Here is a 14878-nt window from a genome sequence, read left to right on the forward strand (position 1 = left end):
ACTGCGCTCGAACGGACAGTTATTTGGCTAATTCCATAAAGGTGTCTTCTATGGTAGGCTGGGTTTCTTCTATGTGAATATCCGTAAGCCCTTGTGATTCCAAATAGGCTTTTAAACTTTCCTTATCCATAGAGTCCCGCTTGTCTGTATAGTGTACAAACTCACCAAAAGGAAAAATACTGTAGGTATGTTCATACTTTGTTAAACTCGCAATAAGACCGTACATATTATCAGCATTGATATTGTATAAAGGTTTAGGGAAATGACTGACTATAGCGTTTGGTGAATCAATTTCCAGAATTTTACCATCTTGAATTAACGCAATACGGTCGCATAGAGCCGCTTCATCCATATAAGGGGTAGACACCAAAATGGTGATGCCTTTTTCTTGCAACCGCTTTAGCATTTCCCAAAACTCTTTTCTGGATACAGGGTCCACACCGGTTGTAGGTTCATCCAAGAACAATACTTTGGGTTTGTGTATCAATGCACAGCTCAACGCCAGTTTTTGCTTCATACCACCAGACAATTTGCCTGCCCTACGATTTTTAAAAGGTTCTATTTGTACATAAATATCTTTTACCAAATCGTAGTTTTCTTCAATGGTTGTTCCAAAGATGGTGGCGAAAAAATTTAGGTTTTCCTCTACGGTCAAATCTTGATACAATGAGAATCGCCCAGGCATGTAGCCAACACTGTTTCTAATGGACTTGTAATTATTAAGCACGTCATAACCTGCTACGGTAGCTTGTCCTTTATCAGCTATCAACAAGGTGGTTAGGATGCGAAATAAGGTGGTTTTACCGGCACCATCAGGCCCAATGAGCCCAAAAAGCTCACCGGGCTTTACATCAAAAGAAATAGCTGATAAGGCAGTTACCTTGCCATAGGATTTTGATATGTTGGATACGGTAATGCTCATTATTTATTGTTTAACCACATTTCGGCGGGCATTCCAATTTTTAAACTACCATCGTTCTTTACCTGAATCTTTACTGCATAGACTAGGGCAACGCGTTCTTCTTTAGTCTGGATGATTTTAGGAGTAAACTCTGCTTCTGAAGCTATCCAACTAATAGTGCCCTCATAGGTTTTCATTCCCTCTTGGTCATCGATTTTGACGGAAACGCTTTCACCTATCGTTATCTTGGCCAATTGGGTTTCACTTACGTAAACACGCAGTTCCATTGTTGATAAATCGGCAATTTTATAGAGTGGTTTTCCAAAAGCTACAATCTCGTTGGCTTCGGCATATTTTGATAGCACCGTTCCGTTTATTGGATTAACGATTTTACTTTTTTGAATTTGGTTTTCTACTTGTTGTAGCTGCACATCAAGTGTTTTCAGTTCATTTACCACAGGTGCATTTTGGATTTCAACGCTTCGTATTTGGTTTTTGATTATGTCTATTTCACCTTGCACGTCATCCAGCTGTTTTTGAGTCCCGGCATTGTCTCTAATTAGGTTCTCGACTCTGGTTTTGTTGATATTGGCAGATTTCAGTCTGGCCTGTAACACGTCAATTTGCGACAAGACACCTTTGGATTTGGAATTAATGACATCTTTTTGAACCAAAAGCTGTTCTTTTTTGAGATACAAAGGAATGGTGTCTATATAACCGATTAATTGATTGTGCTCTACAACAGTGCCTTCGTCAATAGTAAAAGCCATTAGTTTTCCTGTGTTTTCTGCGGAAATGGTTATTTCGGTAGCTTCAAAATTACCGTAGCCATCTGCTTTATCACCATTACTGTTACAAGCGGTTAGCAAAACTGCTATAGTTATTACAGTTATTATTTTTATTCTTGTTGTTTTCATCGTTCTTCTATTTAGGATCTCCTTTAAGGATGTTGTAATTGGCTTTGGCTAGTTCCAATTGGGTTTTATGTTGATTGAATACATTTTCTGTTTCGTGCAATTTGGTAAGTTCTGTAACATATTCAGAGGTTGTGACAACACCATTCTTTAATTGGGATTCCGAAGTATTCACAACTTCCTGTTGCAAAACCATAAGCTGTTGGTCTATATCAATGGTCTTTTCAAGGGTTTCAATTTCTTTGAGTTGTTCATTTAAAGCGGTGTTTGTATTCAGTTTAAAAACTTCTTCTTGATTGTCTATCAATTCTTTTGAATAGTCCAGTGCTTGCCGTTGCTTTTTATTGCCATTCCAGTCGAACACATTCCAGTTTAGTTTTAAGCCTACAATGTAATAAGAGGTAAAGTCGTTTTCCAGCATATTCAAGCCTGGGTTGCCATAACCACCCGTTGCAAAACCGTTGAGTTCAGGAACCAATGATTTTGACAGTAGGTTTTGTTGCTGTTCAATCTCTTGTTTTTGCAAGCTGTACAAACCTAATTCGGGTCTGTTCAATTCAGAACTTTCGTTCATTGAGACCAAAGGTTTTTGGAATTCTGTTTCAGCTGAAATGGAAATTCCAATTAATGCAGATAAGGAGGTTATCAATTTTGATTTATTATTGACGGCTTCTTGTTTTTGCTGTAAGATTTTAAGCAATTCAGCTTCTATAACTTTATCTGAAGTTGGTAATAGCACGCCGTTTTTTATTCCAGACTTCACTTCCTTTAGTTTAATTTGTAACTGTTGTCCCCTAACATTCAATAGTGCCGTTTGGTCATCAATCAGAAGAATTGAAAAATACAGTTGGTTAACACGTTGTTTCAACTGGTACAGATTGACTTCAACTTCCTGTTTTTTTCTATCGGTTGCAATATTCTGAAGCCCTTGTGTTGCCTTGATTTTTCCGCCATTAAAAATCAACTGGTTTGCCGTAAGGGTAGCACGGTATTGGTCGTTGTTCAAAGGTTCAATACCCGTGTTTGGCAAAGGCACTTCCGTAACGTCACTTTGATAGGTGGCTTGAGCATTCAGGTTGAATTGAGGTAGCGCTTTGGCTGTAATAGCCGAAAGTTCTGCTTCTTTTTGACTATCTAAAATAGCACGTTGTTTAACAAGTGGATAATTTGCATTTAAACCTTCATAACACTCTTGTAAACTCATTGTGCTTTGGCTGTACCCAAAACATGTTGTTAGCAGAAATAATGCATATATAAATATAGTTTTCATAGAGAATTAATTTCTAATGGAATTAATGATGAAATCGGATACTTCCTTTTTTCTTGCTTCCATAAGTGTTTTGAAGGTTTTGTCATCAGCATCTGTAAAGGCTTTGATTAAAGGTGAAGCAACAAAGGGAAAAATGTTTAGGGATATAATGTTGATGAACAATTGTTCTGCGCTAATCGGTTTTATGGTTCCTTTGTCCACTTCATTTTTTACTTGCTCCTTAAACTTGTCAATATTGGGAAAAGCAACATTGGTTTTTATTTTTTCAATGAACTGCGGATTTCTGTTAAGCTCTTGAATGATGAAGTTTGGTAAGTAAGGATGCTTTAAAATGAAACTGATATGGTTATGGGTGAAGTTCTTGATTTTGTCTTCCAAGCTTGAATCATCATTAAGTATGGCATTAAGCTGTGGTGCTAGTAAGGTAAATGCCTTTTTGAAAACAGCTTCAAACAAAAGTTGCTTGCTTCTGTAATAGTAGTGCAACATGGCCTTGTTGATACTAGCTTTATCTGCAATTTCTTGCATTCTGGCACCGTCCATTCCTTTAGATTGAAATATTTTTTGCGCTGCTTCCAGTATTTGTTCTTCTGTTTTATTGTCTTTGTGTTTTGCCATAATTCAACCATTAAGTTTAACCATTTGGTTAACAAAAGTACAAAAAAATAGAATAAGCTTGTATTAAGAGAGTGAAATATTTATTCTTTCTGTCGTTAAAGACTATAAGAGATAAATATTTCAAATAATCATTTATCAAAATGTTTATTGATTAAAAATGGGTGCTGGTACAAGCCATGATAAAAACAATATGAACAGCATTCCGATTATAATTGCAATGAGATAAAATTTTTTATTGGTCATTTTGAAATGTTATTCATGTATTGCTAGAATTGTATTGCCTCCCATTTTTTTCAAAGTAGAAATAATATTAGACTTAAAGAGACCTAATTTTCTCAATAACCCTGGTTTTTCATCAATTAAACAAACTATTTCATCATGGTGTGTCAAACCATATTGTTTCAGATGATATGATGATTTTGCATATGAAATTTCTATAAGCCTCTCTTGATTTTTTTTCATATAACCAATAAGTTTCTCGAGATTATTAGTTCTATGTTCAGATAACATATTTTGTTCGTCAAGAACGAGTATGCTAACTTCAATATTGGTATTTGATAACACCTCACAAAATATTTCAATTTCATTAGTATTAATTGAGTGCTCGAAATTTGATGCAATAGTAAGATGCACTTTTTCACAAATTGAGGAATCTGCCTGGACCACTAAAATTGGACATGACCTAACATTTTCCATAATGCTCTCATTGTTTTTAACTTTTTCTTTTTTATTACTATTGAATAATATAACTAAATCTATGTCCAAAAGCTCAACCTTCTTTTTGATGCCCTCTACGAGGTTTGACCATTCAGAAATAGCATAGAAATTATGGTATTTTCCAATAGAATTCATGGTAAACGCCTCAACAAGTTTACCTAATTCTTCAAGAGATTCTTCTCTAGGCTTATCAAACCATTCATCTCCTGCTTGCAATATTTCAAGAGCGTTTAAACTATTTGAGTTATTTAAGTAAGTATTTAAAAAATAAAAACTGCATTTTTCATTTTTAAATAGATTAACACTATACTCAATTGCCTGTAAACTATTGGTTGAGAAATCTGTAGGAATTAGAATATTTTTCATTTTTTTAAAAGTTTTCAGGTTTTAATTCATTTAATGCTTCAATAGCTTAGGCAAACCGCGAAGGAATCAACCTTCGCGGTATTTGTTCACAAAACCTCTAATAAAAATACTAACCAACCGATTTTGTGTGCCTAAGAGGGTTTTTTAAAGTTACCTTCAATTAAATTTGTTATTTTCTATGATATACTTTTAGTAAAGTATAAATGTGAATTTTAAAAGCATTATAATCTTTCATCAATTGTAAATAACTTTCGCGCTTTTGTTCATGATGCTTATATCTTTTTGCATCGTACTCAACATCTCCGTATTCATACTCAACTTTAAGTTCTTGTTCGTATTTACAAAAGGTTGCCATCGCCAGTATCATCTTTCTGCGTAAAGCTTTAATGTTATTTGCTACCGATTCATTTTTTATTAGCTGTTTTTCAATACTGTTGAAATGGTCTAGTTCATCATTGATACTTTCAAGTATATATATCCATAATTCTATTTCATTCAAGTCTTTTAGAATGCATAGTCTTCTATGCAAATCAACTTTATGTGTTAATGACATATTCTTCAGAAAATCAGCGTGTTTTTAATTGTGCAAACTTTCTTTGTATTTTATCGAAAAACTCATCCTTCAAACGACCATATTTATCTAGATGATAAACATAACTTCTTCTATAGGTTTCATGTTCTGTGATATACACCATGTCGCACTGCGTGTCCTCACATTCAATAATATTTAAGCGAGAAATTGAATATTTTTGAAGAGCATTCATCAAAATTTCATTTTCTTCCATTTTCTTTTGAAATCTTTCTAAAATAGTCTCGTTTCCCAAATTTATGCTTAACCCTTCTTTGCATAGGTTTACTAAGTTAATCAGTTCACCTTCAACGTACTTTAAATGATTAATCCAGTTATCTAATTCTATGGAATTCACTTTATGTGTAACATCTATGTAAGAATCGTGATTGAAGATTTCCATGTTTTTCATTTTCATAATTCTTCAATAGTTAAATTACCAAATCTATTCCGCTAAGGGTTTCTTCTTGTGTTACTGAAGTGATTTTCAATTGTTGTTTTCCACCTGGGAAATCCCACTCTAAAGTGTCATTATTTGAATATCCAAAAAGCGCTGCACCCATTGGCATTAGAACAGAAATCTTATTCTGAGTTACATCCCGATCCGATGGAATGACCACTTGCATAGTTTTCTCCCATCCAATATCTGAAACTACCGTAACTTTACTGTTAAAACGAATCACATCTTCTGGCATTTCTTCTTCATCCACTATGTGAGCTGTTTTGAGTTCATCTAAAAGTTTTTCTATGGACTTTTGTGTCTGGTCATTACTAGAGTAGCCAGTTATATTGAGTATGCGTTTTAGATATACATATTCTTTTTTTTCTAAAATTAAACTTCCATATTTCATAATTGCATCATTTTATTATTAAGGAAAAATGCCCCTCTCAATATAGGCACGTTCTATACGCTTAATGGCTAAACAATAAGCAGCAGTTCGCATGTCTAAGTTCTCTTCTTCTGAATAATCATGAACCTTATTAAATGACTCTCTTAATTTTTTTTCAAGTTTTACCATTACTTCGTCTAATTGCCAGAGTTCTCCGTTACGATTTTGAAGCCATTCATAGTAACTGCCTACAACTCCTCCAGAATTACATAAAATATCTGGTATAATGGAAACGCCTCTTTCCAAGAGGATTTTTTCACCTTCAACATTTGTTGGGCCGTTGGCACCTTCAGCAATAAGCGTTGCATTTATTTGCAAGGCGTTTTCTGAAGTTATCTGATTTCCTAAAGCGGCAGGAATACAGATATCACAGTTAGTTGCAAAAAAATCACTTTTCTTAATATGGGTTGCTCTTGGGTAATCAACAATACTACCTTTACTTGCTTTGGTATAATCTAACAAATCTTCTACCATAATACCTTGTTGATTTTCAATACTGCCAAAAGCATCTTGAACAGCAACTAAAACTGCACCCTCCTTTTCAAGGAAATGAGCTGCCCAATAACCAACATTTCCAAAACCTTGGACTATAAATTTTTTCCCAGTCAAGCACATGTCTTTTTTCTCGGCCCAAAACTTAATAGACAGGAACACACCATATCCGGTGGCTCTATCACGACCTTCAAGACCACCACTACCTGCAGGTTTACCTGTAACTACATGTTGGTTAGCTGTTCGCTCTGCCGGTGGGCGCGTACTCATATAAGTATCAGCCATCCAAGCCATAGTTTGACTGTTGGTGTTTACATCTGGTGCAGGAATGTCATGTTCTGGCCCAATATTGTCAGCCAGAGCAAACGTAAATCGTCTGGTAATACGTTCCAGTTCACTTTGTGAATATTTCGTTGGATCCAATTGAATACCTCCTTTACCACCACCATAAGGCAGGCCAGCAAGTGATGTTTTCCAAGTCATCCACATAGCTAATGCTCTTGCAGCATCAATATCAACTGTTGGATGGTAACGTAGACCTCCTTTATAAGGTCCTAATGCGTTGTTGTGTTGAACACGATATCCTCTGAAAATTTCTACATCGCCATTATCCATTTTTACTGGGAAGTTCACAACAATTTCATTATTTGTAATACTCAATATCTTTCGGATATTTGGGTGTAAATGGATTTTATCTGCAGCACTGTTGAACTGTTCCATAACATTATCCATCATGCCACGAACAGGTTGTTTTTTTGTTTCTTTTATTTCGGCTACTAGTGTCATATCTCTTGTTTTTTTAAATAAATGGGTTAAGCTAATTCTAGTTGGTAATCCGATTCTTGAACATTTTCTGCTTCATTTGAATTGGGGAGGTTATCGTCATACTCACTGCAAGACCATACCTTATCTTTTTGAGTTGTTAAAATACAAGTGTATTGATTAATGCAACTCAAACAAATACTAAAGTGATTTGTACTCATAAAACAATAATTAATTTTAATGGTTACTTGGCAATGCATGTGCCAAAGAAATCAACTACTGTATTATAAACCATCAAATCCCTTATTGGTAAAGGGATTTGATGGTTTTATATTAAATTTAGTTTTTCTTGTGAGTGGTTCAAAATTCCACAACCGGGGCGAAATGTATCAGTGTGTTTATTCTGAAAGTTTTTGACGAATTGTTTTTCGATCTATCTTAAGAATTTCTGCAGCTTTAGTTTTATTATTGCCAGTAGCGCGAAGGACTTTTTGAATATATTGTTTTTCTATCTCTTTTAAGGATAGTAATTTTTCAGATGAAAAATCAAGAGTGTATTTTATATGTTCTGGTAAATGTTCAATTTCAATAATATTTTCACACATAATTACTGCCCGTTGGATGACATTTTCTAGTTCCCTTATATTTCCAGGCCAATCGTATCGATTTAAAATTTCCATTGCCTCAGTGGTAACCTTTACAAACCTTTCTTTGTATTCAACGCCATACTTAAGGAGAAATTTATCGACCAATAATGGGATATCCTCTTTTCGTTCACGTAAGGGCGGTACATGTATTTCTACTACTGTTAAACGATAAAATAAATCTTCTCTAAATGTTTGTTTCTGTATCATGTCCCGCAAATTACTGTTAGTTGCGGCAATTATTCTGACATCTATGGATTCTGCTTTTGAGGCACCTACCTTCACAACTTCTTTTTCTTGTAGTACTCTTAGTAACCTTGATTGTACTGCAAGTGAGGCATTTCCAATTTCATCTAAAAAAATAGTACCCCCATTAGCTGCCTGAAAGAAACCATCTCTATTGGTTTCTGCACCAGTAAATGAACCCTTGAGGTAGCCGAAGAGTTCGGATTCCAATAAATTTTCAGGAATACCACCACAATTTACTGCAACAAATGGTGCTCTCGCAAACTTACCCTGGTAATGTATAGCACGTGCTACCAACTCTTTTCCAGTACCACTTTCACCTTTTATAAAAATAGTGGCCTTATTGTTTTTTACACGTTCAATTATTTGAACCACATCGTTTATCTTCTCTGAACTCCCTATGATTTCCCCATAAGTATCATTCACCTTTTTAAGCAGCTTAACTTTCTTTTGATATTTTGTTTTTGAAATAAGAAGTGATTTATTAATGGCTACTTTTAATTCATCTTTTGTAAAAGGTTTTGTTAAATAAGCAACAACCCGCGATTTAATTGAAGTTAGAGAATCTTGCGCCGAAGGATAGCCAGTAACCACCAGTTTAGGTAAGGTTGGATAATGTTCTGAAACAAATTTAATGAGTTCTAAGCCATCAATCTCAGGCATTTTTAAATCTGTTATTAACAAATCAATATTAGTATCTCGCAAGATTGTGACAGCTTCTTTTACTGAAACAGCTTTATAAATATGGTAATTCCATGACTGCAAATGTCTCTGCAATAGTTCTAAAATATTGACATCATCATCAACTATCAATATGTTTTCTTTTTGCAGTTGCATAGTTATGTTTTTGGCAATTTTACTGTAAATATAGCACCTTTATTTGGGTTGTTTTGTGCTATAATAGTACCTTTATGGGAGGCAACTATACCATGTACAACACTTAGCCCTAGTCCAGAGCCTTCGCCGGTTGGTTTGGTCGTAAAAAAAGGTTGGAAAACTTTTTCCAAAGCCTCTGCAGTAAATCCGTCACCTTCATCGGAAATTTTAAGAACAATATCTTTTTTTGTTTGAAAGGCTTCTATAGTTACTAAGCCTTCTTTTGGTGAAAAATAGATAGCATTCATCAATAAATTAAAAATAATTTGTGTGAGTTGAATTGGATCGGCTTTGAGCCACAATTCTTCATCTTCAATTTTTGCTAAGTATTTTACTTGTTCTTTTCTAAAGGTTGCATCCAACAAATCAATGGCGCTTTTTATATTGGGTATTATATTGACCCTTTTCATTTCCTGCGGCATTTCGCAAGAAAAAAACATGAGTTTCTTTACTACTTCTCTCGAGAAAATTGTGTTTTGAATAATTTTTTGTAAATCAGCTTTTGCTTTTTTGTTGGTTGCCAAATCACTCTGTAACAACTCAGCAAACCCCAGAATATTAGCTAATGGAGTATTGAGCTCGTGAGCAATCCCCGCTGTAATTTCACCAAGAATACTCAGTCTATCTGCTCGCTCCATTTGTCTTTTTAGAGAGGTCTCACTTTTTTTGATTTCTATGCGCTCCAGAAGATTTCCGACTTTCAAAGCCACACTGTCAAGTAGTAATTGTTCTTCATTTAAAAAGTCTTCATCTTCTTTCTGATACAGAAAGGCCCTAATTTGGCCATTATTTTCGTTGAAAACATTGATATTTGAGAAAATATTTAAGGCTTCTTGAGAGTAGTCCCCTGTACTTACAGACGATTCTCCTAAGTCTATGATAATCTCTGTTTTTTCAGGGTACTTAAATGCTTTTTTTAAACTAAGTGAAATTGCCTTTAAGGTATCTTGTAAGAAATCTGTATTGTAATTTACAATAATAGATGAAATTTCGTAAAGACAGGTCAATTCTTTTATTCTTTCTTTTAATATTTCTTCTGTATTGGTGATGGTTTTCATAAATAATATAGAATTAACTTCAGTTTTGAAAAATAGTATAATTCTAATATAACCTTTGCATTTATTAATCTAAGATTATATCTAATTGGATATCATGTGTTTCTATAGGGACACAGTCTATTATTTGGAAAGGATAGCAAACACCTACTTTTAGTGGGTGATTTTGATTAGCCAAAAAAGTGTCATAGTAACCGCCGCCATAGCCTAATCTATTACAATTTTTGTCAAATGCTAAACCTGCAACTATTATTAAATCATAATGCCCATTATGATACTCCTCATATTTAGGGTGATATGTGTTAAATATACCAATTTCCATGTCTTTTAGGTTACTCAATTTAAGATTTTGCATTTGCCTATTTTTGAGTGTTTTGGGTACTATAACCGTAATACCACAGTCAATTGCCTTTTGTAACAGAGGAAGAACATTTACTTCAGACTCCATAGTTAAATAGCTATGAATACTCTGAATGTTATTTTTCAAAATTAAATCCCAGAGTTGTGTGCAGATTTTTTCCGAATATTTTCTTCGTTCTTTGTGAGACATTTCATTCCGCTTTTCCAGCATTTTTCTCCTGAGATATCTTTTTTGAGATTTAATAGAAATAGATTTTTTATAAGATTCTGAAAAAAAAGAGGAGGTCTTATAAGGAAATACTATTTCATCTTTTTCAAAGTTTACCGTTTGTATTTGTACTTGAGGGTAGACAATTTCCAATATATCTCTTTTATTGAAGGTGCTTCTATATTCTGATCTGATTTCAATACTTTTAGCAAAACAGACATTACTTTCCAAGAGTGATTTTTCTTCAAAAGAAAGCCCATATAGAATAGATATTCTATGAGTGAATTCAGGACATAGTTTGAAAGTATATAACTCTAGTAATGATTTAATATTTTTATTAGGTTTAGTTGTAAATATTTCTGAAAATTTAAATTTCATTTTATTCTTTTATAAATTATATGTTTGTTAAATTAATTGATTGTTAGGTGATATTTAATTGCCATTATGTGCTTTTTAAATGAGTATTTTTTATAAAACTATGGCTTGATTAAACACTTTGTTTTTAGAGACATATCTTTTTGTCTTTTGCAATCTTAAAAATGCGTTCCAAATTATTTTCCGCTTTCAATAATTCCTTCTCATAACGTCGGGAAAATTCATCAAACTTTTCTTTTTTATGATTAAACCACCGTCTTACTTTTTCAGAAGGAACAATTTTTTTGTCCCACTCATATAAATTTGCCCCCTTTTTTGAAATACCGCGAGGCCAAAATCTGTCTACCAATATTCTGTATCCCGCTTCTTCTGTTGGGTTATCACAAATTTTTTAATAAAGATGTTGTTCATAAAATAAGAGTAAAATTAATTAGGATAAAAATGTCTTAATTATGATAATTGTCATATTTTATAATCCATATGAAAAGTAATTTTGTGAATAAATTAAATCTATATTATGAAAACTACACTAAAACTATCTCTTGTTTTTATGGCTTTACTTTTTATTAGTTGTGGAGGCAAGGAAGAAAAAAAGGAGCCATTTAATTATGGGAAAAAAACAACTACAACTGAAAAGAAAGTTGAAAAAAAGGTTCAGAATGAGGATTTAGCATCAACAAGAATGGATTTAACAAATAAAGGTATAGGTCCTATTAAATCAGTTGAACTGGGAGAAAACATTGACCAAGCAATGGTAACCCATGGTGCTGAGGTCTATAAAAAAATGTGTACGGCATGTCATAGACCAGAAAAGAAATTTATTGGTCCAGCCCCAAAGGGAATTCTTGAACGCAGAACACCTGAATGGATTATGAACATGATTTTGAATCCTGAGGAAATGGTGCAAAAAGACCCACTGGCCAAAGATTTATTAATAGAATTCAACGGATCTCCAATGGCTAATCAAAATCTTACTGAAGAAGAAGCCAGAGCTGTATTGGAATATTTTAGAACTCTCAAATAAGATTATATGAAAGCTAACAAGGGTATAATTTGGTTTGTATTGGGTTTTTTATTGATGTTCTCATGTAAGAATGCTAATAATGAATCCTCTACTACAAACGATGTTAGTGTTGGAGAAAACCCACAAACAGAAAAAACAGGACAAGCATATGTTACTGACGATGAAGGTAAGCCTAGTGTTTTAGCTATTGCAATAGGGTCGCAAGATCATACAACACTGGTAGCTGCTGTTCAAGCGGCTGAACTAGAAAATGCGTTGGTGAATGCGGGACCGTTAATGGTATTTGCACCAACTAATGAGGCTTTTGCAGCCTTACCAGAAGGAACAGTCGAAAACTTGCTAAAGCCGGAAAATAATGAGGTTTTAGCCAATATCTTAAAATATCACGTAACCCCTGGAAATTACTCAAAAGAGTTTTTGACCAAGTTCAAGAAATTAGGGCAGGCAAACAACCAATATATTGCTGTTGAGGTTGTTGAAGGCGAACCTATAATAGGAGGTTCCAAAATCTTGGCAAGTATACCTGCGGGTAATGGAATTGTACATGTTATAGACAAGGTTTTGCTCCCTCCTTCAAATGAATAACACTAATCTAATCATACAAAAACAATGAAAAACACATTAAAATTATTAATTGCCATAGTGGTATTTCTATTGGCATTTACAAATTGCGAGAACACTAAAAAGTCAGATTCTAAATCTGGTGCCTTGGCAGGTAACGTAGCCGAGAAAGTTTATGTGGCACCAGGTGAACACGATGAATTCTATGCATTTGTTTCAGGAGGCTTCAGTGGACAATTATCTGTCTATGGGTTGCCATCAGGACGTTTGTTTAAAGTAATTCCAGTGTTTTCTCAAGATGCAGAAAAAGCTTGGGGATATAATGAAGAAACCAAGCCTATGCTGAACACATCTCACGGTTTTGTGCCTTGGGATGATGCACACCATCCTGATATCTCACAAACCAATGGGGTAGTAGATGGTCGTTGGGTTTTTATCAATGGTAATAATACACCGCGTATTGCAAAAGTAGATTTGACTACATTCGAAACTACGGAAATTATTGAAGTACCTAATAGTGCAGGTAACCACAGTTCTTCTTTTGTGACTGAAAATACTGAGTATGTTGTGGCTGGAACACGTTTCTCTGTGCCAATTCCACAAAGAGATATGCCTATTAAAGATTACAAAGGGAACTTTAAAGGTGCTTTGACCTTTATTTCTGTGGAGCCTGAACATGGTAATATGGATATCAAGTTTCAATTGATTATGCCTGGTTTTGACTATGATTTGTCTCATCCTGGTCGTGGTAAATCCCATGGATGGTTCTTCTTTACAACTTACAATTCAGAAGAAGCTAATACACTTCTTGAAGTAAATGCCTCCCAGAACGATAAAGACTTTATCGCTGCTGTAAATTGGAAAAAAATTGAAGAGTATGTAAATAATGGTGGTGGCACGAAAATGCCAGCAAATTATGCACATAATGTATATGATGAAGATACACATATGGCGACATCAACAATGAAAAAAGAAGTTCTAACGGTTAATCCGTTGGATGTGCCAGGAGCAGTTTTCTTATTGCCTACACCTAAGTCACCACACGGTTGTGATGTAGATCCAACAGGTGAATATATTGTGGGGAATGGTAAGCTTTCAGCTAATCTTACTGTTCATTCATTTACTAAAATGCTTGACGCCATTGAGAATGAAAAGTTTGCTGGTGATGCTTATGGTATTCCTATTTTAAATTTTGAAGATGTATTAGCAGGTGTTGTTGAGCAACCAGGCTTAGGGCCTTTACATACTGAGTTTGATGATAAAGGTAATGCCTACACTACCTTCTTTATTTCTTCAGAAGTGGTGAAATGGAAAGTTGGTACTTGGGAAGTGGTAGATAGACAACCTTGTTATTATTCAGTGGGACATTTAATGATTCCTGGTGGTAACTCACAAAAACCTTGGGGTAAATATGTGGTAGCCATGAACAAGATTACTAAAGATAGATATCTGCCAACAGGTCCTGAGGTAACCCAATCTGCACAACTTTATGATATTTCTGGAGACAAAATGGAATTACTCTTGGATTTCCCAACGATTGGTGAGCCACACTATGCAGCTGGTTGTCCAGCTGATCTTATCAAGCCAAATTCTAAAAAGATTTTTAATTTAGAAGACAATGAGCATCCTTTTGCTGCAAAAAGTGAAGCAGATACCAAAGTAGTTCGTGACGGTAACACTGTACATATTTATATGACTATGATACGAAGCCACTTTGCACCAGATAATATTGAAGGTGTCAAAGTAGGTGACAAAGTCTATTTCCATGTTACAAACCTAGAACAAGATTATGATGTGCCCCATGGTATCAGTATGATTGGTGCTAATACATCAGAATTGCTCATTATGCCAGGGCAAACAGAGACGTTCCTATGGGAACCTAAGCAAGAAGGTGTTTGGCCATTCTATTGTACTGATTTCTGTTCAGCATTGCACCAAGAAATGCAAGGATATGTAAGAGTTTCTCCAACGGGATCTAACACTGAATTGAAGTGGTCTCTAGGAGAAGATATTGAATAATCATCGGTTAGG

General features: G+C 34.5%; 17 protein-coding genes. 3 read left to right on the forward strand and 14 right to left on the reverse strand.

Translation table 11 applies throughout. The annotated features are described in order from the left end of the window. Positions 1–19: 19 nt before the first annotated feature. From LOK78_RS14745 to LOK78_RS14810, 14 genes are all read right to left on the reverse strand, one after another. Positions 20–922 (reverse strand): ABC transporter ATP-binding protein, encoded by a 903-nt coding sequence (locus LOK78_RS14745; RefSeq protein ID WP_232635441.1) that lies wholly within the window; start codon positions 920–922, stop codon positions 20–22. Next, complete coding sequence (locus LOK78_RS14750) at positions 922–1818, reverse strand: HlyD family secretion protein (protein ID WP_232635442.1); 897 nt, start codon at positions 1816–1818, stop codon at positions 922–924. The genes LOK78_RS14745 and LOK78_RS14750 overlap by 1 nt, the downstream gene beginning before the upstream one ends. 7 nt (positions 1819–1825) lie before the next feature. Then, entirely contained in the window at positions 1826–3019 is a 1194-nt protein-coding gene (locus tag LOK78_RS14755) for a TolC family protein (protein ID WP_232635443.1), read from the reverse strand. Between the two features lie 72 nt (positions 3020–3091). Continuing rightward, entirely contained in the window at positions 3092–3703 is a 612-nt protein-coding gene (locus tag LOK78_RS14760) for a TetR/AcrR family transcriptional regulator (protein ID WP_232635444.1), read from the reverse strand. 252 nt (positions 3704–3955) lie between these two features. Continuing rightward, a complete protein-coding gene (locus LOK78_RS14765; protein ID WP_232395084.1) occupies positions 3956–4786 on the reverse strand; it encodes a universal stress protein in 831 nt (276 codons plus the stop codon). Between the two features lie 169 nt (positions 4787–4955). Then, positions 4956–5285, reverse strand: coding sequence for a hypothetical protein (locus LOK78_RS14770; protein ID WP_232635445.1), 330 nt, complete (start codon positions 5283–5285; stop codon positions 4956–4958). 67 nt (positions 5286–5352) lie between these two features. Continuing rightward, a complete protein-coding gene (locus LOK78_RS14775; RefSeq protein ID WP_232405886.1) occupies positions 5353–5757 on the reverse strand; it encodes a hypothetical protein in 405 nt (134 codons plus the stop codon). A gap of 28 nt (positions 5758–5785) precedes the next feature. Then, positions 5786–6205, reverse strand: a complete 420-nt coding sequence (locus LOK78_RS14780; protein WP_232635446.1) for a GreA/GreB family elongation factor — start codon at positions 6203–6205, stop codon at positions 5786–5788. 18 nt (positions 6206–6223) lie between these two features. After that, on the reverse strand, positions 6224–7522 hold the full coding sequence (locus LOK78_RS14785; RefSeq protein WP_232635447.1) for a Glu/Leu/Phe/Val family dehydrogenase: 1299 nt from the start codon (positions 7520–7522) through the stop codon (positions 6224–6226). A 26-nt stretch (positions 7523–7548) separates the two neighbouring features. Continuing rightward, the gene (locus tag LOK78_RS14790) at positions 7549–7719 is read right to left on the reverse strand and encodes a hypothetical protein (protein ID WP_232395089.1); all 171 of its coding nucleotides are present in this window, start codon (positions 7717–7719) and stop codon (positions 7549–7551) included. Positions 7720–7896: 177 nt separating this feature from the next. Further along, complete coding sequence (locus tag LOK78_RS14795) at positions 7897–9225, reverse strand: sigma-54-dependent transcriptional regulator (protein ID WP_232635448.1); 1329 nt, start codon at positions 9223–9225, stop codon at positions 7897–7899. A gap of 2 nt (positions 9226–9227) precedes the next feature. Then, on the reverse strand, positions 9228–10313 hold the full coding sequence (locus LOK78_RS14800; protein WP_232395187.1) for a sensor histidine kinase: 1086 nt from the start codon (positions 10311–10313) through the stop codon (positions 9228–9230). A 73-nt stretch (positions 10314–10386) separates the two neighbouring features. Continuing rightward, positions 10387–11265: a 5-formyltetrahydrofolate cyclo-ligase gene (locus LOK78_RS14805; protein ID WP_232635449.1), complete on the reverse strand. Its 879-nt coding sequence runs from the start codon at positions 11263–11265 to the stop codon at positions 10387–10389. 124 nt (positions 11266–11389) lie between these two features. Then, the gene (locus LOK78_RS14810) at positions 11390–11650 is read right to left on the reverse strand and encodes a DUF488 domain-containing protein (RefSeq protein ID WP_370465580.1); all 261 of its coding nucleotides are present in this window, start codon (positions 11648–11650) and stop codon (positions 11390–11392) included. A 129-nt stretch (positions 11651–11779) separates the two neighbouring features. Between LOK78_RS14810 and LOK78_RS14815 the strand changes: the two genes are divergently transcribed. Genes LOK78_RS14815 through nosZ form a run of 3 tightly spaced genes read left to right on the forward strand, consistent with a single transcriptional unit; the run spans position 11780 to position 14866 of the window. Beyond that, on the forward strand, positions 11780–12286 hold the full coding sequence (locus LOK78_RS14815) for a c-type cytochrome (RefSeq protein WP_232395093.1): 507 nt from the start codon (positions 11780–11782) through the stop codon (positions 12284–12286). 6 nt (positions 12287–12292) lie between these two features. Beyond that, positions 12293–12871: a fasciclin domain-containing protein gene (locus LOK78_RS14820; RefSeq protein WP_232635451.1), complete on the forward strand. Its 579-nt coding sequence runs from the start codon at positions 12293–12295 to the stop codon at positions 12869–12871. A gap of 24 nt (positions 12872–12895) precedes the next feature. Then, positions 12896–14866, forward strand: a complete 1971-nt coding sequence (nosZ, locus tag LOK78_RS14825; RefSeq protein ID WP_232635452.1) for a Sec-dependent nitrous-oxide reductase — start codon at positions 12896–12898, stop codon at positions 14864–14866. The last annotated feature ends 12 nt before the right edge of the window (positions 14867–14878 follow it).

Origin of the sequence: Mangrovimonas futianensis, from assembly GCF_021245805.1 — a bacterium.
GTDB classification, from domain to species: Bacteria; Bacteroidota; Bacteroidia; order Flavobacteriales; family Flavobacteriaceae; genus Mangrovimonas; species Mangrovimonas futianensis.